The organism is Trinickia caryophylli, from assembly GCF_034424545.1.
GTDB classification, from domain to species: Bacteria; Pseudomonadota; Gammaproteobacteria; order Burkholderiales; family Burkholderiaceae; genus Trinickia; species Trinickia caryophylli.
Genome location: NZ_CP139970.1, coordinates 1,897,902 through 1,919,850, shown reverse-complemented (window position 1 = coordinate 1,919,850; position 21,949 = coordinate 1,897,902). Strand labels below are relative to the sequence as shown.

Here is a 21,949-nt window from a genome sequence, read left to right as displayed (position 1 = left end):
TCGTGTTCTCTTATGCACAGGGGGCGAGTTGGCGACCAGTGCTAGTTGGCTTGCCGATCTACTTGACCATAGTTGGAAGTATCACTTACCAATTCGCCAAGGAGCTACGCGCCCTGACGCGAGAGAAGGAAGTCGGAGCGTCTCCCTCTGACGACGAGCAGTAGCGATGGCTGGCGCGGGTGGTGCGTTGAACGCGGATCTTTACAATCGGCAGTTGCATCCGGATGAAAAGAAGGCGATTCACGATGCGGCGCATGGGGACAAGGCCGAAGAAGAAAAACTGACCAGGGCCGCGTGCTACGCCGTGAAGTGTTGGGCGGAATATCCGCCAGGAAGCGATCAGCGCAATGCCAACTTTGTGAGCGAGGTTGAGGCGTCGCAACTCGGGCCGGAGTTGGCGTGGGTGAATGGGCAGAAGGAAGCGGGCCTGTTCGATTACACGCCAGGGCAGAAGATTGCGGATATGTTCAAGAGCGATCCGCTGGGCGTGGTGAAGGATGGGGCAAAGATTGTCACGGGTGCGCTGACGACTAAGACGGGGGCTGCGCTTTGTACAACCAGCTTGGGCTGTGCGGCAGGCGTTCCGATGGTGGCTTTTGGTGCCAGCGATATGGCTGAAGGGGCTGACGGACTGTACAACCGATACAACGGTATCAGTGCCGCCGGCATAAATCCGCTACGCTATGGCTTCAATGAGGTATTGCCTGCTGGTTGGGGGAACGTGGCATATGATGGTCTGAACCTTGCCACAGCGATCGGAGCTCTTTATGCGCCGGTTCCGCTAAAAATGGGTGTTGCCGATGGTTTGAATCGCCCTGGGTCCATGTTCGACGTAACGGTACCACGTTTTAACAACAATACTTTGATACCCTTCATTGGTCAGGCGGCGCCATGTGGGACAACACAGGGAATTCTGCTGTTCGGCGTGGGTTCAAAGGGAGCTGCTGTTATAAATGATATTCGTCATACAGGAGGCCAGCAATGAACTGGAGGCGTCTTTATGCAGTTAGCCAAATAATAGGAGTTGTCGGTGGTATATCGGTCGGCGCCGCTGGATTTTACGCGGTTATTGTGATTGCCATATGCCGGAAGGTGATCGGTCTGAGTGACGGCGTAGCTTCGTTTGCTATTGGTCTTCCCTTCTTTATACTGTTGCTGGTTGTGTTCGTCAGGTATCTACCTGGTCGATTACGCAAGGCCGGCATGTTGAGCGACGATTCTTCGAAATTCGGTCCTTGGTTTAAAAACTGATCTGGTAGAAACGATAGGCATGTTCCCCGCCGGTTGGTTGCCCAGATCTTTACAATCGGCAGCTCCATCCGGAAGAAAAACAGGCTATCAAGGAACTGGCGAATGGTGATGCGACGAAAGAACATCGCCTCGAGGCAGCAGCATGTGCACTTGTACAGTGCGCAGCGCAATATGCTCCAGGCACGGCGGACTACTCGAAGTACTCTGCGCTACAGAGTGAAGGCCTTGCCTATACAGATGAACAGAGTCAGCTGAAGAGCTACAACGGAACATTTTTCTCGGCGAGTTCATATGGCGGTTTGATCCGGCAAATTTCGGGAAACAATCTCTTCACATATAGTTCGGACGATGCGCAGGCTGACCAACGAGCGTCTCAAGCGGCTATCGGTGCACGGAGGCCAGGGACGATTGGCTATGTTACTTTGCAGGGAGGCGCGGGACCGGGCGGGAGTGTGACCGTTAATCTATATAACGGGAATGTCTACGTAGGCGGTTCTATCGCAGCCTCTCGTGAGAAAGGAGCAGGAGTCGTGTTCGGAATGATTCCGGATAATGTTGGAAAAAGTGCGGGAGATCGAGAGTATGCAACTGATCAACTACTCTCTGGGCCGTCCGTCGGTGGAAACGGATGTTTATTTGGGGTTTGCAGTGGATTGAACCATTCGGTTGGTGGTCAAACAGCGATCGAAGTAGGCATTGGCTTTGGTGGGGTCACGAAGCAGCCAAAACCCGGTGGTAATGGTTCGGGAGGTTATAGCTTTCCTCTATTCGCCATTCCATGGATGGAGAGTTCGAATGCCAAACATTAAGAGTGGACTGTGGAAATCGATGGGCTGGGTATTTTTGGTGATTCTGGGGCTGTGTGCGGGACTGTGGGCAATACATAAAAATCCATCAAAGAGAGAGTCTGAGGTTCATCTGGAGATGATGGTGCAAGAGATGGATGCTACGTTAAAGAGGGGCGGCGTAGTTGATTCCGTATACTCGAATGCGAAAATTGGTGGTGCTTTGTTGATAGAGAATATAAATGGCAATTCTTGGAGTCGTGATTTGGCCGAGGCATATCGGCAGGAATTGATGGGGAGGGGGTGGGTTGAGAGGCGTAGTGATGAAGACTCCGTCGTTCTGTGTAAGGGTGATATGGTGGCGAAGATCAAACTTTCTCCTGAAAGGGACAGCTCACAGGGCTTGCCTCGTGAGGTCTACGGATTTTCAATGGTATTCAATGTGATGACGATGAAGGTATGTAATTAATCGGCTGGCGCGGGACGCCAGTGGTGCAGGTGTGACTGCTACTACCTGATCTTACGGTGCTGGTTGGAGTCTGTTGAATTTCAGGTGGTATGTTAATTTCGATAAGGCGGCCGATCGCATAACAAAAGGAAAATATGAAATCAATCGCTAGATACATGCTCTGTCTTATTTTGTTGCAAACTTTGCTTGGATGCGTGACCAGTCGATCGAGTGATGCCGGTGAAAAATTAACGTGTGAACAGCATGCGAAGGTGGCGGCTTATCTAAATAACTGGGCTATCACGAATTTCAGCGAAAGCTATGGGAAGAAGGGCGATGTAACGGGAGCGAACGTGCAGCTTTTTTTGATCAGCGAGAAGGCGCCGTCACCGTATGCAGCAGCCTTCAACCGTTATCAGGAGAAAGCATTTGAGAACATCGCTCTCGCAAAGAGGAAGGGCTGTAACACGGTAGATTACCCCCTGCCTCCCGTGGATGAATTTAGACATCAACTTGAGGTCGCTCGGACCGGCAAATGATATTGGGAACCGCGCGAGCCGCGCCTTGCAACATCGTAAAATCATTGAATGGGAACGGGGTCCAACAATGACCAGAATCCATAGGTGATGTCTCCGCTCCCATTAACGTTTCGGAGATTTCCATCGAGCGGCGGATGTCTAGGTGTCGATGCTTAAATATTTGGTGTATTTAAAAATAAAGAGTGACTGAATTGATCAGAAAAAAATACAAAGAGGGCTGTGGGTCGCCATCCCCGGGGGCGTCTATTCGTGTACTGGCGATGCTATGCCTGCCAGTCCTCGTCGCGGCCTGCGCACCGGCCCACTACGTGACGACGGAAGCACCCCACTACGATCCAACCGTCTCGGCCCGCGTCCGCATACTGACGGGCAACGACCTGCAAAACGCCTCGATCCGACCGGGTACCTGCTATACCGCTTGGTGGGACACCGACCCCGACCGCATCGACGTCGACGACGGCTATTTCTCCCGCTTCAAGTATTCATCGCGCAGCGTCACGATCGGCATGCCTCCGAGCCCTCGCCCGCGGATGCGAACGGATGGCCTCGTACGCAAAGACATGATTCGCGAGTACGTGGTCGATGCAGGAAAACCGCTCGCCGTTCTAATGGGGACCGGAGGCGGCGGCACCTCCGTTTCGTGGTCGTGCACAGCAAAGGCTGGCTTCACGCCCGTGCCCGGTCAGGACTACGACATCTATCTTTTCGTGCAGCCGACGGGGCGCCATTCGCATGAGTGCGCGGTTGTCATTCGCCGCATCGACGACAAAGGACTCGATGAGCCGGTGGAGGGGCACTACATACCCGCATGCTCCGCATCGAGCAGCGTGAGCAAGAATAGCGCGAGCCGATGATCGGAATACGTCTCGCCGGGCCGATAAGAACTTCGTAGAGAACAAGAACAATGCATTCCACGCGCGCCGCGACGATCTGGTCTGCGGCACTGATACTCGTCACCTTTGATGTACAGGCACAACAGTCCCCCACCTCGCCCGACGCCGCGAACGCTGCGCGCAGTTCGGCGCAGCAGCAGCAACTGATAGAACAGCAACGCGAGGCGCAGCAACGCGAGCGAACGGTCAACGCACCGGGTGTGCGTACTGCGGCGCCGTCAACAGCCGGATGGCCTGACCTGCCGGCAGAGAAACTGTGCTTTCGCATCGGCGCTTTCGCGCTCGACGTGCCCGATACCTTGCCGCAGGCGGTGCGCACGCGAGGTGCATCGGGGCTTCCGCTCGACCCGTTCGCGTTTGCGCGTGAATGGCTCGATCACTACCGCGGCCAATGCATCGGCAAGCAGGGCGTGGAGCAGATCGTGAAGGGCGTGCAGCAATTGATTCTGAGCAAGGGCTATGTGACCACGCGCGTGCTCGTGCCCGAGCAGGACCTTTCGGCGGGCACGCTAAAGCTCTCGCTTGTACCAGGAATCATTCGACAACTGCGTTTTGCGGACGCCGCCGCGCGCGGCACCTGGAAGTCGGCGTTTCCGGCGCGTGGCGGTGATTTGCTGAATCTGCGCGATCTGGAGCAGGGCCTGGAGCAGATGAAACGGGTGTCGAGCCAGGACGTCGACATGCAGATCGATCCTACCGAGGTACCGGGCGAGAGCGATGTGGTCATCAACGTCAAACGCTCGAAGGCTTGGACGGTCGTCGCATCGGTCGACAACTCGGGTACGCGAGCGACGGGCAAATTGCAAGGCAACCTGTCGCTCGGCATCGACAATCCCCTCGGCCTCAACGACCTGTTCAACATTGGTGCAAGCCAAGACCTGGAGTTTGGCGACAAGCGCCTGGGTTCGCATGGCTTCAACAGCTTTTATTCGGTGCCATGGGGTTACTGGACCGCGACGCTTTCCGGCAATGCCAACACCTATTACCAGCAGATTGCCGGTGTGAACCAGACGTTCATTTCGAGCGGCAACGCGCAGTCGCTTGGCATGAAGCTGCAGCGCGTATTGAGCCGGAGCCAGAACGACGTGTTCGGCGTGGAGTTCCAGCTAACGAAGCGTTGGGGCGCGAGTTTCATCGATGACACGGAGATTCCCCAACAGCGTCGCGACAATACGTTTATCGAGGCAGGCGTAACGGATCGCCACTACTTCGGTGCCGCGCAGTTCGACGGCACGCTTGCGTACCGCCAAGGCATCGGCTGGCTCGGTGCGACACCGGACACTTCCGGAAACGGCGCCCCGACCTATCGCTTCCATATGGCCGTGCTCGACGCGAACCTGTCGGTGCCGTTTGCCGTGGCCGGCCAGAACTTGCGTTACGTCACGACGGTGCACGGCCAATTCACGAACGACACGCTGTTTTACATCGACGATCTGACGATCGGCAGCCGCTACACCGTGCGCGGGTTCGACGGCGAAACGATGCTCGCGGCCGAGCGTGGCTTTTACTGGCGCAACGAGTTGCAAGTGCCGATCGCGCAGACCGGGCACTGCGCGTATGCGGGCATCGATTACGGACGTGCCTACGGCCCCAACACGGCGTTCCTGGCCGGCACGCAACTGGCCGGCGCCGTGATCGGGCTGCGCGGCGGCGTCCGCACGCGTTTCGGCGCCTACTCATATGAGGTCTTTGCCGGCACTCCGATATATAAGCCGGCCAGCTTTGAAACCGCACACGTGACGGTGGGATTCCAATTGATGACGCAGTTTTAGACGGCCGGTACGGCTCGTCGATCAAATGCTCGATCGGCGAGCCGCGGAAAACGCCGTATATGCCAATTGGACCTCGACCGCGTTGGCGAGTCTCGCGAGCCTGGCGCGTGGGCAATCGAAACAGCCGCCGGCGCGCGCGAACAAATCCTACTTTTCCCGAAACCTTAACAAACGCCCCCTACCATCCGATCTTTCGAAAATCAATGATCAAGGGAACGTTTCGTGGCCACGCAGCCTTACCTTCGCCTACGCACGCTCGCGTGCGCGGCATCCTTTTCTTTCCTCGCTGTTGCCTGCGGTGGCGGCGATAACGCGACCGACGCGCCATCGGCACCGGCGGACCCTGGCTTCGTCGACACCGCCCCTGTCCCCACGGCCAAAGCCTTCGTCGACACCTACGCCACGAACCAGCGCGGCGACGCGCGCTACGCGACGATGGACACGAATGCCGGCGTGCGCGTGCTCGCGGGCTTCCGCACGTTGTGGCAGCCGCTGACCGACATCGTCGATGCCGGCGTCAGTGCACCGGCCGTGGACGGCTTCCCGGCCGTCGTGGCATCGACATGGACGGGCGTGCCCACCGACGGCACGCCGAACGGCACGGCGCTCAATCCGACTGTATTGAACGCGAACGTTCAATACGTTGTGGACGCAACCACCGCGCGTACGGCCGCACAAGCCGAAGCGGCGTACTACGATGACCGTCGCGGCAAGGGCTACAGCGTGACCGACGGCATGGGCCCGCTCACCGATACATGGCGCACGGCAACGCAGCAGACCACGAGCATCACGTCCATCCCTGCCAACGCAACCAGCACCTTGTATAACGACACGGGCAACAACACCGGTGTGGGCAGTTCGACAAACGCGACGTTCGGCAAGGTGGTCGATTTCATCAACGCGATGGGCACGAACGCATCCACGGAGCCGTCCAAGCGCTTCTACAAGTACGCACGCCCCTACCGCTGGAGCAGCAGTGTCATCGTCGCCCCGGCTCTCGTGCCGGCCGAAAGCGGCACGCCCTCCACCGACGGCGGCTTCCCGAGCGGGCATTCGGCCGAGGGCGTGCGCGACGCGTTCGCGATGGCCTATCTGGTGCCCGAGCGCTTCCAGGAGATGGTGAGCCGCGGCCTCGAACTCGGCGAGAACCGGATTCTCGCCGGCATGCATTCGCCGCTCGACGTGATCGGCGGCCGCGTACTGGGCGAAGCATCGGTGGTCGCGAATATCGTCGCATCGGCGAGCGCGACGAAGCAGGCCGCGCTCGCGCAAGCCCACACGGCACTCTACGCGGCAACGAATACGGATGCCACCACGTTCCTCGCCTTCGCGCATTCGGGCACGCCGGCGAACGATCGCTTCTCGGACTATGCGACCAACAAGGCCAACTATCTGCGCCGGCTGACGTTCGGCTTCGCGCCGATCGCGTCGACGACCGCGGCAGCCGTGGTGCCGAAGGGTGCGGAAGCGTTGCTCGAAACGCGGCTGCCGTATCTGAGCGCGGACCAACGCCGCGTGGTGCTGAAGACGACCGCGCTTGCATCCGGCTACCCGATGCTCGATGACGCCGAAGGCTGGGGCCGACTGAATTTCTTCGCCGCCGCAGACGGTTATGGTCAATTCAACGGCAGCGTCACGATTTCGATGGACGCGTCGCAGGGTGGCTTCAACGCGGCCGATACCTGGCGCAACGATATCGGCGGTACGGGCAAGCTGACGTTCATGGGCACCGGGGCATTGACGCTGGCGGGCACGAACACTTACACGGGCGGCACGGAAGTGCGCGGCGGAACGCTCGCCGCGGGCTCTGCGCAAGCGTTCGGCTCGGGCGACGTCTACGTGAGCGGCGGTACGGTCGCGATCTCGGCCGTTGCGCGCGCATCTATCGCCGGCAAGTACACGCAGCTGAAAGGCGGTACGCTCGAAATCGACCGCGGCGCGGGCGATGCGGGTCGTCTGGCCGTGACGGGACGCACGACGATCGCGGGCGGCACGCTGCATGTGAAGCTCGCCAGCGGCATGACGCCCAAGGCCGGTGACGTCATCGACATCATGGACACGAGCCAGTTGACGGGGCAATTCGATTCGGTGGTGGTCGACGGGCACAAGGCTACTGCGCTCTATCGTTCGGCGGGCGTGCAGGTACGCATCGACAGCTGATGCGCGCGGAAAGGGGCGATACCAAGGGCGCGGGCATCCGCCGTCGCCCGAGGATGCCCCTCTCGCCGACGTTCGAATACGAATAACGAATAACCGCCGACGTCCCGCAGCGCGATCCTGGCTGACGATGCGTCCAGCCGGGACCGTGCTGCGAGTGCGGTGCCTGCTTGCAGGCGGATATCGGCGCGCGTTATTCGCCGGACCTGTCACGCGCGTTCAGAACAGCCCCCAGAGCGCGACCTTCGCCGCCGCTTGTGCCCGATTCACGGAGTTCGTCTTCTTGACGGCATTGGTGATGTGAAAAATCACCGTCGTTTCCGCGATGTTCAGAATGGACGATATTTCCGAGGACGTCTTGCCCTCGGCGGTCCATAGCATGACCTCTCTCTCGCGCGGGGTAAGGCCGAACCCATCCGCCACGCGCAATTCATCCTCGAGCTCGGCACACATCGATTGCTGAACGCTGTATGACAGCCACATCAGCGCCGGGCCTTTCTCTCGGAGTTCGGTATACGAAAGCGGCTTGTCTCCGCGCGCCAACGTCAATACCGAGGAGGCATGAGCATAGATCCGCGTGGGCTTGGACCACCCGTACCGATTTCCGCGCTGAGTCAGCACGCTCCAGAATTCACGATCCGTGCTCTGATCTTCGCTGGCCCACGCGATCGGAAGGCAAGCGTAGTGAGCGCGACGGAGAATTGGATTGCGGCCCGGTTGCCATCCGCGAGCGTTTCGCGACGCCCACTCCTCGGGAAAATTTCCCCGAAGATAAAGACGCGGTAATGTCACCGGACTCGGAACGAGCAACGAAAACCACCAGGTGTCGAATCCTAGTGAGCCGACTTGTACGTCTATTTCTCGCATCAATTCGTCTGCATTAGCCGCCTTTAGTCCATAGGCGCTAATATAGTCTTCGTATCGATTTTTCATTGGGCCCTCTGGCTGTATGATCGGGAGGGCTCCGGCAATTATCGGAAGGGCGATTTTCGATCTTATTGAAGGGCCATGCGGCACTCAATGTGTATTAACCAGAGTCGTGCGGCTGATCGCGGACGGTTCGTTGGTGCCATCGCTTTATGCCCCAATATGGCGCATTTCATTTCATACTATTTATCCGGGCCTTTCAGGCGCGATACGGGCAGTTCGCCCACGCGTAAAGCAGCATTCCGTCGATAGACCTTGGCCGGGCTTTGCCGGTCGGGCGCCCGCGCCCGCGCTGAAAACCCCTCATTTGTTAGAGCTCAAAGCGAACCGGACTCTCAAATACACTGAGAGCGCTTGCCCAATGGCGAGGCCATCGAAAACGGATTTCATTTCTCGGACTTTCACCATGCAGCTATCGCCGAACACATCCGCCACATTGGACGTCGAGCACGACGCGGAACTCATGGAGATCCGGCGTTTTATCGAATGCGATTATGTGGAAGCAGCCAACTCGAACAGCGCCGCCCGCTATTCGTCGCTCTATACGCCCGATGCGCTATGGTCGCCGCCCCGCGCGCCGGACCGGCGTGGCCCCGCCGCCATTCGCTTCGCGTTCGTCGCGAAGCAGGCGGACATCCACATCAAAATGAATTTCCAGGAGTGCGGCCTGTTCCGTCCGCAATTCGGCTTTGCGACGGCGCTCGTCGAGGTTCACGTCGAACCATTCGACACAACGAGCGGCGAAGGGACGGAGGACCTGATCTACCGTGCGCTCTGGCACCTTCGCAAAGACGGCGGCGTATGGAAGATCTGCCGCCAGATCTTTACGGAGAAACCTCGTCTCGAGTTCGTCTAACGTTCGATCGCCGCCGGCTCGAGCGCATGGCAGTCGGCGGCGAACTCGCGTGCGTGCGCCGCATAGCTCGCGCTGACGGCTTCGAGATCGGCGGCTTCCTTGTCGCTGAGCTGCCGGATGACGCGGCCCGGGCTGCCGACAAAAACGCTGCGCTCGGGTACCTCCGCGCCTTCGCCCACGAGCGCATTGGCGGCGATCACGCAGCATCGGCCCACGCGCGCACCGTTGAGCACAACGGCGTTGATGCCGATCAGAGAATGATCGCCGATCGTGCAGCCATGCAGCGTCGCGTGATGGGCGATGGTCACCCCTTCGCCGATCGTCAACGGAAACCCCGTATCGACGTGCAGCATGGCCAGATCCTGTACGTTTGTCCCCCGGCCAATAGCAATATGGTCACGATCGCCGCGAATCACGGCGTTGAACCAGACGCTGACGCGTTCGCCGATCGTGACGTCGCCGATGATCCGTGCGCCGGGCGCAAAGTAATGATCCGATCCCTCGATTCGGGGTGTGCATCCGCGAAACGCGTACAGCGTGCATGTGTTCATTGACATGGCTCCGTCAGCAGGTGCCGCAACGCCGCGGCCGCGTTCCGGGTTCATCGGCTCTCGCCCGGGCCGGCAACGGCGCCCGGCGTGCCCGATGTGCCTGTGCGCCCGGCGATCCGCGGCTTGCGCATGATGATCCAGTTGCCGACGATGACGAGCGCCGTACCCGCGACCACGCGCGCGCTGAGCGAAAGGCCTTCCATCCGCGACGAAATCACGAGTGCGATGACGGGCGACGCCAGCATCGCATAGGCGGCGCGCCCGGCGCCGATCCGGCCGAGCAGCGTCAGATAGCAGAGGAATGCAATGACCGTCCCGAAGATCGCGAGGTAAAGCAACGATACGACGTACGGCACATGGGGATCGAACGACAACGGCGTGCCGCTCGCAAAAACGAGCAGCGCAAGCGCCAGGGAGGCGTAGGTGAGCGAAAGCGCGTTTGCCGGCAACACGGAAATGCCTCGCGCATTGGTCTTGCCGGACACGATGTTGCCGACCGAGGCGATATAGGCGCCCGCCAGCGTAATGAGAATGGCGTGAATCCTCGCACCGCTTGCTGGCGCGGCCGAGTCGGGAATCAGCGCGAGCATGACGCCCGTCAGTCCGATCAATGCACCCGCCAAAACAATCTTTTCGATCGGCTTCGATAGGAAAATACGCGAATTGATCAGATTGAAAACGATAACGGTCGATACCCCGAGCGCGACAAATCCGCTTTCGAGCGACTGTGCGCCGATATAGACGAGCCAGTAGCTGCCCGCGAAGAGGCAGAACCCCTGCAGCGCAAGCAGAAGATGATCCCGCGCCGGATAACGCAGCGATTTGCGTGTGACGAGGCAGATGGAAAGCATGACGACGGCCGCGATTGCGGTGCGATAGAGCAGCGAGACGCCGGGCGGTATGGAAGCAACCTGGTAATGAATGCCAATCCAGGTGCTGCCCCAAATCGCCACCGTGACGACATACAGAATGGTATTCATATTCGGCCTGTGCGAACGGTTGAAACGATGGTCGACCTCCATCGCGCCGGTGTCTGCTATGCGCGACGCCTTGAACTACCGAACGCCAAACCGTATCACACTCGCCGTGCATATGGCCGATCGTGTAATGAAATGATTTGCCTCGGCTTGAAGCAGCCGCACTACTGCCATTTCCAAAAAGCCAGGCGGGCATCGATTTTTATTTCGCTGCGGCTCAACCCGCTTTCTCGCGAGCGAGCAGATGCGGGGAGCGACGCGAAACAAGGAACGTATTGAAGCCGCCGGTCATGGCGGTCGTGATCAGCGCGACGAGCAGCATCAGCGTATAAAGCCGCGGCGTGATCACGCCCGCATTCAAGCCTTCCTTCAACAAGATCAGCTCCACGAGCCCCCTCGCATTCATCAGCACGCCCAGCAGCATGCCGGTGCGCCACGTTGCGCCGCCCAGGCGCGCGCCGGCGGCCGTGCCGAACACCTTCGACAAGACGGCAACGGCGAGCAGTATGCAAAGCGGGGCAATCCCCCCGCTGCCGAATGCGTCGCGCGTCATGCTGAGGCCCGCGAGCGCAAAGTAGCAGGGCATCAGGAAGCGCCCCGCAATCGCACCGAGGTCGCGCTTGATTTTTTCGCTGAGCGCCGTGCCGGACGGAAAGCAACATCCGATCGCGAATGCGCCGAGCACCGGATGCAGGCCCGCGGCGCGGGCTGCCGCGGCGGCGGCGAAGACGACGGCAACGACGGCGAGCGTAGGCAATTGGCTCTCGCCTGGCTGCGTGCGGGCGCCGTTGCCGGGCCGGGGGAGCCAAGCGGCGAGCCGGGGCCGCGCGAAACGGATCGCGACAGCGCAGGCCAGCGGGAGCAACGAAAGCCTGAGGAGCATGCCGGTGCCGGCATGCGCGGGTGAAGGCGCCGTGCACACGGCGAACAGTATCCAGGCGTAAATGTCGATGACCGCGGCCACGGCAATGGCCACGCGCCCGATCGGCGTGCCGAGCATGCCGTGGTCTGCCAGCATGCGCGCGAGCACCGGGAATGCAGTGACCGACATCGCCGTGCCCAGGAAAAGCGCGAAACGACCTCGCTGCCCCTCCGGGATGCCCATCTCCGGGCTCAATGCCATCGCACAGCCCACGCCGATCGCCAGCGGAACGGCGACGCTTGCCGCCGACGTCCACAAGACGAGCCGGCTGTCGTTCTTTCGAGCGGCGTCGGGTGTGGGTTCCGACAGCTCGGTCCCGACGATGAACATGAACAGCATGAGGCCGAACTCGGCAATCGCCTGCAGTCCGCCCAGCGAATCGGCCGGAAACAGCTGCTGTTGCAGCGCCGGTGCGAGGCTGCCGAGCACGGCCGGGCCCAACAGAATGCCCGCGGCCATTTCGCCGACGACGACGGGCTGGCCGATCGCCCTGGCGGCGAAGCCGGCGAGGATCGTCGCGCAGACGATGACGACAATTTGAATCTCTGGCATGAGCGGGGCCTTGATAAGGATGCTCGCGGTCCGCCTCGTCGCCGACGAAGCGGGCCGCGTTTCAGCTGGCGCGCCGCTCGAGCAGCGCGGCACCGAAGTTGTGCGGACCCGATCCCACGCACATCAGGCGATCGATACGCTCGAAATCGCGTGCCTGCGCGATTTCGGCGAGGCTGATCAGAATGTCGGACGACCAGATATGCCCGCGCGTGCGATCGAATGCGCATGCCTTGCCTGCGCTCACGCCGGCCTGGCTCGCGATCCACCGGTTCATTCGCGGGTTGTAATTGTTGCATACGAGCCGATCGATCTGATCGCTATAGAGCGCGTTGCGTTTCAACAGATCGCTGCAGACGCTTTTGATCGCGGCGAGCCATTCCACGAGCTTCAACTGCCGGTCGTCTGCGCTGTCGCCCAGCTTCGCGATGGGATGCTTGTCGTAAAGCACGAGGTCCATCAATTGATAGGCATTGCCATAGGGCCGGGTGGCGACGAGGCAGGCCGCGGCGCCGTCCCCTAGAACCGAGGGGCCGTCGGCGAGCCGTGTGGCTCCCGGTTCGGCTATGTCGACCGTCACGAGCATGATGTGTTCGAATTGCTCGGAGCGAATGAGGCTGCGCGCGAGGCGCAGGCCTGTGATCGCGTTGTGGCAGCCCATCACCGAAGCCATCACTACTTGTGCGCGCCTGAGCCCCAGATCGAGCAGCGTGCGGCTGATCTCGCCGGAAGAAAGCTCCCGGTGCCGCCAGAAACTCGATGTGCAGAGCACGACGGCGTCCACGTCGTCGCCGCTGATCGGCGCCGCGTCCAGCACCTTGCGGGCCGCGCGCGCCGCCAGCGTCATCAACGGCACGTCGCCCGACGTGCGCGCGCCGCTCACGCCCAGATCGTGCAGCGAGGCCCGGCTCGTTGCGTCGAGCTCCAACTGCTCGAGTTCGACGAATTCCCCCGCCGCGAACGACGGGGCCCCGACAAACACGGGTTCTCTCATGATGGCCATCTCCGCCAAGCGTTGCACCGTAGCGTCACGCCAGGGGCGCGCGCACCGTGTTGTGGCCGAACCGGTCGTTGCCCGACACCAGCACGGTCGAGTAATCGCGCAGGGACAACGTCTCGCCGAGGCTCGTATAGCGGTCGTAACCCGGGTAGACCTGGACCTGCGTGGCGACGTAGCGCGTGGACCATCCGAAGCGCGATTGCGTCCGGCTGCGATTCGGCTCGGAGCCGTGCAGCGTTTGCGACGAGAAGATAAAGAACTGGCCCGGGCGCATTTCCATGTGCACGGCACGCGATTCGTCGGGCTTCCAGTTCGGATCGACCTTGAGCTTGTCCCAGTCGTAGCCGAAAAAGCCGCGCTTTTCGTTCTCCGCGACCTTGTTGTTGATCCGTGACGGATCGTGCTCGACCGAGCGCGTTTCGTCGAAGAACCACTCGTCCTGCGTGCCGGGCATCAGCTTCATGCAGCCGTTTTCGCGCGTCGCCTCGGTAAACGCGGTCCAGACGGTCAGACCCCACAGCCCGGTCTTGTTTTCGGTGGGGCGCAGGCGCGGATTACCCTCGAATTCGACGAACGTCTTTGCCTGGTGCCATTCCGTGCCTTCGTCGCCTGGGTACTTCGGAAACCATTCGGAGCGCCAGCACAGCAAGTCGTCGCCCAAAATACTGCCCACGCGATCGACGATGCGCGGGTGGCTCGCGATGTCGCTCAGCGGCTTGACGTCGAGATGCCGGTCGTAATTCAAGCGGGATTCGGGGTAGGGCGAGCGGGACCGGTCGAAGAGCTTCAATCTCACGTCGGCCCAGAGGCGCTCCATTTCGTCGGGTTCGTAGAGCGTGAACGGGCCGATGAATCCGTTGGCCCAGAACTTCGACAGTTCTTCCGGTGTCAGGCTGTATTCGCGTGTCATGGGTTGTCTGCCTCGATGGTGGGGCTCGGTGCCGGTTCAGAAGAGCACGGCGGTCTGGCGCGCGATCACGGTAGCCAGCGCGCGCAGCGAAGACGTTTCGTCCTTGAAGAAGAGCTGCGGATCGAGATCGATGGCGTATCGCTCCTTCACCTTTTCGAGAATCAGATAAAGAGACACGGAATTGCCACCGAGTTCGAGGTAGGCCGCCTCGCGCTCGATTCGATCGAGGTTCATCACTTCGCAGAAAATCCGCGCAAGTTCGGCTTCTTCGGGCGTTCGATAGTCGTTCAGTTCGGACATGGTCTTTCCTGTCGTGGTTGCGTCGATGGGGGCATCCGCCTCGTGGCGGTGCATTCGGATGTCGGTGTCGGCGCCGGTATCGGCTGTCGGACCTCAGATGCGCGACAGCAACTGGTGGCGATCGAGCTTGCCGTTCTCCTTGATCGGCACGTCGCTTCTCAGTTCGATGTGGATCCGGTCCGGCACCATGTAGGCCGGCAGCCGCGAGCGCAGGCGCTCGACGAGCGCTTTTTTGTCGATGGCGCGATGGCAGATCACCACGGCCTCGAGGGCGTCGAGAAAGCCGCCGATCGAATCGGGCACCACGCGTACGATCGCATCGGCGATCTCGGGCTCCGAGACGAAAGCGGCCTGGACTTCATGCAGCGAAATTCGATTGCCGCGCACTTTGACGAGGTCGTCCTGGCGGCCGTGAAACCAGAGCAGGCCGTCCGCGTCGAGGCGAACGAAGTCGCCGGTGCGAAAAAGCGGGTACGGCGAGGCCGGGTTGAAACGATTGGGAACCCGCTTTGCCGCGGTGCCCTCGGCATCGCCGAGATAGCCGGCCATGACCTGCACGCCGCCGAGATAGAGTTCGCCGACGCCCGGGCCTCGCAGCAATTCTCCGTCGGTGTCCACCACGTACGCTTCCACGGAGTCGATCGGTCTGCCGAGCGGCATGAAGCCGGTATGGCCGGGCGGAACGTCGTCGAAGCGCATCAGCGTCGAGTTGTTGCACACTTCGGTGGGCCCGTAACATTGCGCGAACGCGATGTGCGGAAGCCATTGCTTGATTTTCCTCAACGCTTCGACGGGGCAGGACTCTCCGCCATACCAGAGTTGCCTGAGCCGCGAGAGATCCCGGCGCTTGAGTTCGGAAAACTCGGACGCCAGCATTTTCACCACCGACGAAATGAAGAGCACATCGGTGATCGCGTGCTTTTCGAGCGTGTAGGCTAGCTCGGCCGCGGGCAGGCCAGGCTGATAGAGGTAGACCGTCGAGCCGCAATAGGCCTCGACGAACAGATCGAGCGTGACCACGTCGAAGTAGAGCGGCGAGACGGAGAGCCAGCGTGTCGACGAGTTATGGCCGAACGCGGCGGCCATCGTGCGCGTGAAGGCCGCCTGGCTTTCGGCCTTGATCATGACGCCCTTGGGGGTGCCTGTCGTTCCGCTCGTGAACAGAATGTGGCTCAGCGGCTCGTCGTGGATCGCCGCGGCCGGCTCGCTGCCGATCGACTCGCGGTTGGCCACATGCAGTCGCAATCCGTCTTCGTCCACGGCGCAAAACACCAGGGCGAGGCCGAGACGCGCCAGTTCCAGCGCAACGTCGTCGGCGAGCGCATAGTCGACGATTACGACTTTCATCGACGTTGCCCGAACGATCGAATCGCGCCGCGCTGCGGGCAGCCCGGGCGAGATCGGGACAAAGACCTTATTGCCGGCCAATACGCCGAAAATGGACGCGACGGCAGTGAGGCTCTTGTCCTGCAATACGCCGACGGCGCAGTTCGCATCGCCGAGCAGGCGCGTGAGGCATTGCCCAATCGCATCGGCATGCTCGAAGAGCTTGTGGTAGGAGAGCAGACGGCCACCCGCATCGATGAACGCCGGCCGCTCGCTGGCACGATGCCGCGACAGCATCGAATAGTACGTTTCCATCGTTTGCCTCGCTTGGGACGTTTGGGGGCAGGGAGCTCAGGGCTCGACGGTCCGCGTCGTCGGGCCCAGGTACGTCGAGGCGGATCCGGCGGCCAGTGCGCGGTAGTCCTCGCGCACGGGCGCGAACACGTCGATCACTTCGGACGCTTCCAGTGCCACGGCCGAATGCGGAACGTCGGGGGGAATCACGAACGTATCGCCCGCGCGCAGACGATATGTTTCATCGCCCACCGTCAGATCGATGGCGCCCGACATGACGTTCGGCGCCATTTCGTGGGGATGCCGGTGCAGCGGCAGCACGGCGCCCGCATCGAGCTTCCAGAACGCGAGCGAGAAGCGCTCCGCGTGTATGAAGCTTGCCCGCCCGCCGTCTATGACCTGATGAACGCTCAAGGCACTTCTGCTGAAAAGCGGCATGTCATTCCCCGATGAGTTCGGCAGGCACGTTCACACCGTGTTCGGGAAGCGTCAGTACGAACACGTCGCGATAGGCGCCGTCGAGCGTCGGGGTGAGGGCCGTCGTATCGTGCGTGTACTTGCCGTCCTCGAAGGTGATGAGTTCGCCTTCGGCGAGAACGTCGCGCATGACGATCTCGCCGTCCCGATCCCAATAGGTCGTGCGGGCGCTCTCCGGCTCGATGCCGTGGCGTTTGACGACGTAAAGGCCCGTCCAATCGGTGCCGTCGTGGTGCCGGCCCTCGGGGACCGGGCTGCCCGTACCCGTGGTGCGGATCTGATGGACCGAGAAGCTCTCGGGCTGCAGCCCCGTGCGCGAGATCCACTCGGCGATCAGCTTGCGAAACGGCTCGGATTCGATGAGCGAGACCGGGGCATCCTCGTAATTCCGGCAAATTCCCCCGTAGTTCTGGAGCTTGTTCACCGAGGGAGGTTGATACAGCGGGCGCTTGGGCAGCAGTTTCAAGCCGTGCTCGGTGATGGCGACGCGCGAGGTCGTTCGAAACCGCTGGCCGGCCGTGAAGTATTGGTCGTACGGCACGTTATCGAACGACGCCTGCAGGAAGCCGAGATCCACATCGGGCGTGTTGCGGTAGAAAGTGCGGTTGTGCATGAAATACGGTGCTCCCATTTCTGCTCCTTTAGCTTGGCGAGAATAGAATTCAGTGCGATTGAACGAGGTCTAGAAACGTCTGCCGAATCCGCGACGTGCATGAATCCGGTGCGGCCGATCCGAGCCGATGCGACTCGACTTGCGCGATCGGCAGCACTTCGGAGGCCGTGCTCGTCAGAAACGCCTCATCGGCCGCCAGCAGTTCCGCTGGCGTGATGTCGCGCTCGTGCACGCCGAGCCCGAGCTTGCGGGCAACCTCGATCACAGCGTTACGCGTGATGCCGTTCAGGCAGGATTTCACGCGCGGCGTGTGCAGCGTGTCGCGCAGGACGACGAACACGTTTTGCGCGGTCGCTTCGCATAGGTAGCCGTCTTCGTCGAGCAGAATCGCTTCGTCGAATCCGGCGGGAATCGAATTGACGGCCGCGACCGACGCGAGGTAATTGCCCGACACTTTCGCTTGCGCGTAATCCTTGCGCCGCGTGTGCCGCGAAATCACGACCTTGATTCCCGACGTGTAGCGTGGGTGCGACCGATCGGTTTGCCATTGCCATGCCGTTACCGCAACGTGCTGATCGAGCGGCGTGGCGCGCAGGCCCATGATGCCGTTGCCGACGTAGTAAAGCGGCCGTATATAGAGATCGTTGGCGGGGGCGGTTTCGGCCACGGCCATGACCGCATCGCAGAGCTCGCCTGCGCGGTATCCCGTGATCGGCGAGCCGAGCATCTCCGCCGACGCGACAAAGCGCGCAATGTGCTCCTCCAGCCGGAAGATGGTGCGGCCGCCTTCGAGGCTGTACGACCGAATGCCTTCGAACACGCACAGGCCATAGTGCAGCGAGTAGGTGTTGATGGGCACCGAGAGCGTATCGGCGGGAATCAGTTTGCCGTCGAGCCACCACTTCATTGGTGTGCTCCTTTCGCGTGGATGCTGAAGCCCATCGGCACAGGCCCGAAGTTCTGCAGGATGTGGAGGCCCGCGCGTTCGGCGGCCAGCCGCGTGGAGATGCAGCCGTCGAAGCGGCCCGCCGCGCAAAGGCGTGCCGCTTCGGCATTGGAGGTGACGAGGACGGGCTCGAGCGCGCCCGGCAACCCGGTCACGCCGGCGAGCAGATCGACGGGGGCGGGGTGCGAGCCGATGCTCGCGATGCGCGATACATCGGCGAGACGGCTGGCGAAGACCATGTCGTAGGTATCCACCACGAAGCAATCAACCAGCTTCATCCAGTGGTGATTGCGAAATACGAGTTCGTGCAGATAGGGATAAACGATGCAGCCGAGCAGCACGTCGTCGGGCTCCTCCGTGCACATCATTTCGTCCGCCGCTTCTTCGAGCGTTTCGTAAAGCAATACTTGTCCGTCTATGCCGCGGCGGTCGAGATAGACTTTCGCCGCCTTTTCGCAATTCGTCCCGGGCGGGCCCAGGGTGTGGATTTTCAGCATGTCGATCTCCTCGGGGCAAAGCAGTCGTGCGTCAGATCCGGCGTTGCTCTTCAACCAGTTTTGGCAGCGAGCGTCCAGCGCGAATTTGCCGAAGCATTTCGGCTTCCAGTTCATCGGTTTTACAGGCGCGATCCAATACCGCTTCGATCAATGTCGCCGGCACTGCCACGGTGCCGCTTTCATCCGATACGATCAGATCGCCGGTGTGAATCGTCTTGTTGTCGATGACGCAAAAATCCCCGGTCCCGGCCACGCGGTAACTGCCTTGCGTATCCACGGGAATCGGATTGCTTGCGAGCACGGGCATTCGCAGGCCGCGCAATTCGGGGATGTCTCTCACCGCGCCGCCCAACACCGCGCCTTCGAAGCCGAGACGGTCGAAATAGGTGCAGCTCATCGCGCCCGCCAGCGCCGCCGACGTCAGGATCGGGCCGGCACCGGCCACATAAACTTTCCGGGCCCCATCGCCAAGCTCGGGAACCAGGAAGCGCTTCACCTGTTCCCAGGTAGACTCCTGCGCGGCCATGATATCGGCGCCTTTTCTGACGGGCGCCCATCTGACCGTATAGGCCGTACCCGCAAAATAATGGCCTTTTTCATTCCCGGAGCGAATCATCGGGCGAATGCCGGGATTCAGTGCGGATTCGACGCCGAATGAATCGAGAACGTCGGAAATCGTCGAGGTGTTGATTTTTCTCTCATAAATCAACGTTAAATATTCGTTGTTCATTTTTTGAATCAATCGTCGAGCGATTGTCGGGGTTGTTGTGTGGCTCAATATATTTTGGGGCCCTAATCGCTGTCTACCCCTAAGATATAAGGGGAGTTTTGGAACGGTCGAGTTTTATCGAATCGTCGGAATGGATTCGACTCGCGATGGTGCGAGAAGGAGAAAAACTGACGTTATTGAATGGTCGGATTGACGTCGATTGAGGTCGATCGGCGCCGGCTTTTGCGGCGCCGTGGACGTGCTGGCTTGCGGCGTGGAATCCGGATGCGAGCGAGGCCGGATCGAGATGATGAATCAGCGGCGTGCGTCGCCCGTCTGCTCGCCCTCGCTCTGATTGCGCCGGGGCCTGCGCACGACACGTATCTTTCCGCTCGTGCCGCCCCCGCAAAAGAACTGGTCCGCGCCGTCCGATTCGAGCCCGGATATCCCCACGCCGGCCGGCATGTCGAGGCGATCGAGCACTTCTCCCGTCGTGGCATCGATCCGGCGCAGCTCGCTCGCGTCGTTTTCCCAGGTACCGTGCCAAAGTTCGCCATCGACCCACGTCACGCCGGTCACGAAGCGATCGGTGCGAATGCTGCGCACGACAGCCCCCGTTTCGGGATCGATCTGGTGGATCGTCCGCTCGCGATACTGCCCGGCCCACAGCATGCCTTCCGCCCAGGCAAGGCCCGAGATCCCGCCGCCGCTCGGCACGGGAATGCTCGCGAGCACACGCCCGGATTCGGGATCGATCTTGCGGATGAAATCGCCATCCACCTGGAACAGGTGCCGGCCGTCGAATGCCGTTCCCGCCTGCGCGGGCACGTCGAGCGCGCGCAGCGTGCACCCGCTTGCCGGATCGAGCGCATTGAGCTTGGTGCCGGAAGCGAACCACACCTGTTGGCCGTCGTACGTCAGGCCATGCACGGCGTCGATTCCGGGGAAGGGTCCGTACTCGCGGACGATGTCGGCGGCTGATGTGTTCATGGGGCGATCCTACTCGAGCGGTATCGGCGAGGGGAGTAACAATGCCGTCGCGAATCCCGGTATGGGCGGCATCGTCCAACGTCGTGCCCGGCCCAGGCCGAACGACTGAACCCGGCCCGAGGCGGCGAGCGCGTCGAGCGCGCGCTGCACGGTGCGTTGACTGGCGCCCAGCGCCAGCGCCAGCGAGGAACTCGACCACGCTTCGCCATCGGCGAGGCATGCGAGCACGACTGCATGTTTGTCTTCGACCGGGCGCGCGAGCACCGCGACTTCCCGCGCGCGGCGCGGCATGAGCGCAAAGCCGCCTTTCGTCGCGCCGATGTCGGCTATACCGTGAAGTGCCTTGCGAAGCCGACCCATTTCGACGCGCAGGCGCGCGCGATGCGATTCGTCGGCCGTTTTTGCGCGAAACGCGCGTGCGACGAGCGCCGCACGCGACACATCGTCGGGCCAGGCCTCGGCCAAAGCGCGCGCCAGCGTGAACAGCACGGGACGATTCGAGAGCGGCACGACGGTTCCGGCAAACCGTACGGCGTGGCGGCATGCATCGACGATGAACGCATCCGTCATCAGGAGCGCTTCCACTTCATCGAGCCGAAGCATCTGTTGACGGCCGCGGGCGATCAGTTGCGCAGCGGGCTCGGTCAGCAGGCGCATCGCGCTTTCGACTTCCGCGATCAGCGAGGCAATGCCCGAACGCCGGGCCGCGTGTTCGGCACGCCCGAGCGCGGCATGTGCCGTTTTGGTCTGCAGGCGGCGCATGGCGATGCCGGCCACGACGAGTGCATGCGCTGCACCGAGCGCCGGCGGCAGGCGCGCGGGCTCGAGTGCGGCGATTTTGTCTTCGGCCTCGTCGAGCCGGCCGATCAGCAGCAGGCGGCGGATTTCGAGGTATTGCGCGTGTGCGGCGTTGGCATGGTCGCCGTGCTGTTCGAGCGTCTTGCGAGCCGCATCGAGGGCCTTCGCGGGCCAGCTCAGATCGCGCGAGGCCAGCGCGATTTCGGCCTCGGCGATTGCACATCGCGCGCGTGCTGCCGCTTGCTCGGGGCCGAACGTACGGGCTGCTCGGCGCACGAGTGCTTTCGCACGCGCGAGATCGCCGAGTTGCGCCATCGCGATGCCGCGCAATGCGAGTGCATGGGCATCGTCGCGCAGCGCGACGCGGTTCAGCGCGCCGAGCGGATCACCGGCGGCCAGCGCACGCGCCGCGGACGCGATCATCGAATCCATTGCAATCCCGCCACACTTGTCACTCCCCCT

Annotated in this window: 24 protein-coding genes; 9 read left to right on the top strand and 15 right to left on the bottom strand. The window is 61.5% G+C overall.

The window, feature by feature from the left end; all coding sequences use genetic code 11:
* The first annotated feature begins 166 nt into the window (after positions 1–166).
* The 8 genes from U0034_RS08735 to U0034_RS08700 all read left to right on the top strand — a co-directional run bounded on the left by U0034_RS08735 (position 167) and on the right by U0034_RS08700 (position 7,848).
* Positions 167–985 (top strand): hypothetical protein, encoded by an 819-nt coding sequence (locus tag U0034_RS08735; RefSeq protein WP_085228636.1) that lies wholly within the window; start codon positions 167–169, stop codon positions 983–985.
* Complete coding sequence (locus tag U0034_RS08730; protein ID WP_139831173.1) at positions 982–1,251, top strand: hypothetical protein; 270 nt, start codon at positions 982–984, stop codon at positions 1,249–1,251. The genes U0034_RS08735 and U0034_RS08730 overlap by 4 nt, the downstream gene beginning before the upstream one ends.
* Positions 1,252–1,781: 530 nt before the next feature.
* On the top strand, positions 1,782–2,060 hold the full coding sequence (locus U0034_RS08725; RefSeq protein WP_139831174.1) for a hypothetical protein: 279 nt from the start codon (positions 1,782–1,784) through the stop codon (positions 2,058–2,060).
* Complete coding sequence (locus U0034_RS08720) at positions 2,047–2,505, top strand: hypothetical protein (RefSeq protein WP_102622905.1); 459 nt, start codon at positions 2,047–2,049, stop codon at positions 2,503–2,505. The genes U0034_RS08725 and U0034_RS08720 overlap by 14 nt, the downstream gene beginning before the upstream one ends.
* Before the next feature lie 134 nt (positions 2,506–2,639).
* The gene (locus U0034_RS08715) at positions 2,640–3,023 is read left to right on the top strand and encodes a hypothetical protein (RefSeq protein WP_114717935.1); all 384 of its coding nucleotides are present in this window, start codon (positions 2,640–2,642) and stop codon (positions 3,021–3,023) included.
* Positions 3,024–3,283: 260 nt separating this feature from the next.
* Entirely contained in the window at positions 3,284–3,877 is a 594-nt protein-coding gene (locus U0034_RS08710; protein WP_085228638.1) for a hypothetical protein, read from the top strand.
* A 50-nt stretch (positions 3,878–3,927) separates the two neighbouring features.
* The gene (locus tag U0034_RS08705) at positions 3,928–5,688 is read left to right on the top strand and encodes a ShlB/FhaC/HecB family hemolysin secretion/activation protein (RefSeq protein WP_085228639.1); all 1,761 of its coding nucleotides are present in this window, start codon (positions 3,928–3,930) and stop codon (positions 5,686–5,688) included.
* A gap of 222 nt (positions 5,689–5,910) precedes the next feature.
* Positions 5,911–7,848 (top strand): acid phosphatase, encoded by a 1,938-nt coding sequence (locus tag U0034_RS08700; protein WP_085228640.1) that lies wholly within the window; start codon positions 5,911–5,913, stop codon positions 7,846–7,848.
* Between the two features lie 216 nt (positions 7,849–8,064).
* Here U0034_RS08700 and U0034_RS08695 read toward each other — a convergent pair whose 3' ends face one another.
* A complete protein-coding gene (locus U0034_RS08695) occupies positions 8,065–8,778 on the bottom strand; it encodes a LuxR C-terminal-related transcriptional regulator (RefSeq protein ID WP_085228641.1) in 714 nt (237 codons plus the stop codon).
* 400 nt (positions 8,779–9,178) lie between these two features.
* Between U0034_RS08695 and U0034_RS08690 the strand changes: the two genes are divergently transcribed.
* Complete coding sequence (locus U0034_RS08690; protein WP_085228642.1) at positions 9,179–9,628, top strand: YybH family protein; 450 nt, start codon at positions 9,179–9,181, stop codon at positions 9,626–9,628.
* Here U0034_RS08690 and U0034_RS08685 read toward each other — a convergent pair.
* The 14 genes from U0034_RS08685 to U0034_RS08620 all read right to left on the bottom strand — a co-directional run bounded on the left by U0034_RS08685 (position 9,625) and on the right by U0034_RS08620 (position 21,919).
* The gene (locus tag U0034_RS08685) at positions 9,625–10,179 is read right to left on the bottom strand and encodes a gamma carbonic anhydrase family protein (protein WP_085228643.1); all 555 of its coding nucleotides are present in this window, start codon (positions 10,177–10,179) and stop codon (positions 9,625–9,627) included. The genes U0034_RS08690 and U0034_RS08685 overlap by 4 nt on opposite strands.
* 50 nt (positions 10,180–10,229) lie before the next feature.
* Entirely contained in the window at positions 10,230–11,159 is a 930-nt protein-coding gene (locus U0034_RS08680; RefSeq protein WP_158243495.1) for a DMT family transporter, read from the bottom strand.
* Positions 11,160–11,373: 214 nt separating this feature from the next.
* The gene (locus U0034_RS08675; RefSeq protein ID WP_114717933.1) at positions 11,374–12,630 is read right to left on the bottom strand and encodes a cation:proton antiporter; all 1,257 of its coding nucleotides are present in this window, start codon (positions 12,628–12,630) and stop codon (positions 11,374–11,376) included.
* Between the two features lie 61 nt (positions 12,631–12,691).
* The gene (locus U0034_RS08670) at positions 12,692–13,621 is read right to left on the bottom strand and encodes a 3-oxoacyl-[acyl-carrier-protein] synthase III C-terminal domain-containing protein (RefSeq protein WP_158243494.1); all 930 of its coding nucleotides are present in this window, start codon (positions 13,619–13,621) and stop codon (positions 12,692–12,694) included.
* Positions 13,622–13,655: 34 nt separating this feature from the next.
* Positions 13,656–14,537 (bottom strand): chlorinating enzyme, encoded by an 882-nt coding sequence (locus U0034_RS08665; protein WP_085228647.1) that lies wholly within the window; start codon positions 14,535–14,537, stop codon positions 13,656–13,658.
* A 36-nt stretch (positions 14,538–14,573) separates the two neighbouring features.
* Positions 14,574–14,837, bottom strand: a complete 264-nt coding sequence (locus tag U0034_RS08660; RefSeq protein WP_158243493.1) for a phosphopantetheine-binding protein — start codon at positions 14,835–14,837, stop codon at positions 14,574–14,576.
* A gap of 93 nt (positions 14,838–14,930) precedes the next feature.
* Positions 14,931–16,478 carry an AMP-binding protein gene (locus U0034_RS08655; protein WP_085228649.1) on the bottom strand — a complete coding sequence of 516 codons (1,548 nt, stop codon included), beginning with the start codon at positions 16,476–16,478 and terminating at the stop codon, positions 14,931–14,933.
* A gap of 36 nt (positions 16,479–16,514) precedes the next feature.
* On the bottom strand, positions 16,515–16,871 hold the full coding sequence (locus U0034_RS08650) for a cupin domain-containing protein (protein ID WP_158243492.1): 357 nt from the start codon (positions 16,869–16,871) through the stop codon (positions 16,515–16,517).
* A gap of 25 nt (positions 16,872–16,896) precedes the next feature.
* Positions 16,897–17,565 carry a 2OG-Fe dioxygenase family protein gene (locus U0034_RS08645; RefSeq protein ID WP_085228651.1) on the bottom strand — a complete coding sequence of 223 codons (669 nt, stop codon included), beginning with the start codon at positions 17,563–17,565 and terminating at the stop codon, positions 16,897–16,899.
* A gap of 31 nt (positions 17,566–17,596) precedes the next feature.
* Positions 17,597–18,454 carry an aminotransferase class IV gene (locus U0034_RS08640; protein WP_085228652.1) on the bottom strand — a complete coding sequence of 286 codons (858 nt, stop codon included), beginning with the start codon at positions 18,452–18,454 and terminating at the stop codon, positions 17,597–17,599.
* Entirely contained in the window at positions 18,451–18,990 is a 540-nt protein-coding gene (locus U0034_RS08635; protein WP_085228653.1) for a hypothetical protein, read from the bottom strand. The genes U0034_RS08640 and U0034_RS08635 overlap by 4 nt, the downstream gene beginning before the upstream one ends.
* 31 nt (positions 18,991–19,021) lie before the next feature.
* Entirely contained in the window at positions 19,022–19,720 is a 699-nt protein-coding gene (locus tag U0034_RS08630) for an RraA family protein (RefSeq protein WP_085228654.1), read from the bottom strand.
* A gap of 294 nt (positions 19,721–20,014) precedes the next feature.
* Positions 20,015–20,689, bottom strand: a complete 675-nt coding sequence (locus U0034_RS08625; protein ID WP_085228655.1) for a Vgb family protein — start codon at positions 20,687–20,689, stop codon at positions 20,015–20,017.
* Between the two features lie 9 nt (positions 20,690–20,698).
* Positions 20,699–21,919, bottom strand: coding sequence for a helix-turn-helix domain-containing protein (locus tag U0034_RS08620; RefSeq protein WP_085228656.1), 1,221 nt, complete (start codon positions 21,917–21,919; stop codon positions 20,699–20,701).
* Positions 21,920–21,949: the final 30 nt, after the last annotated feature.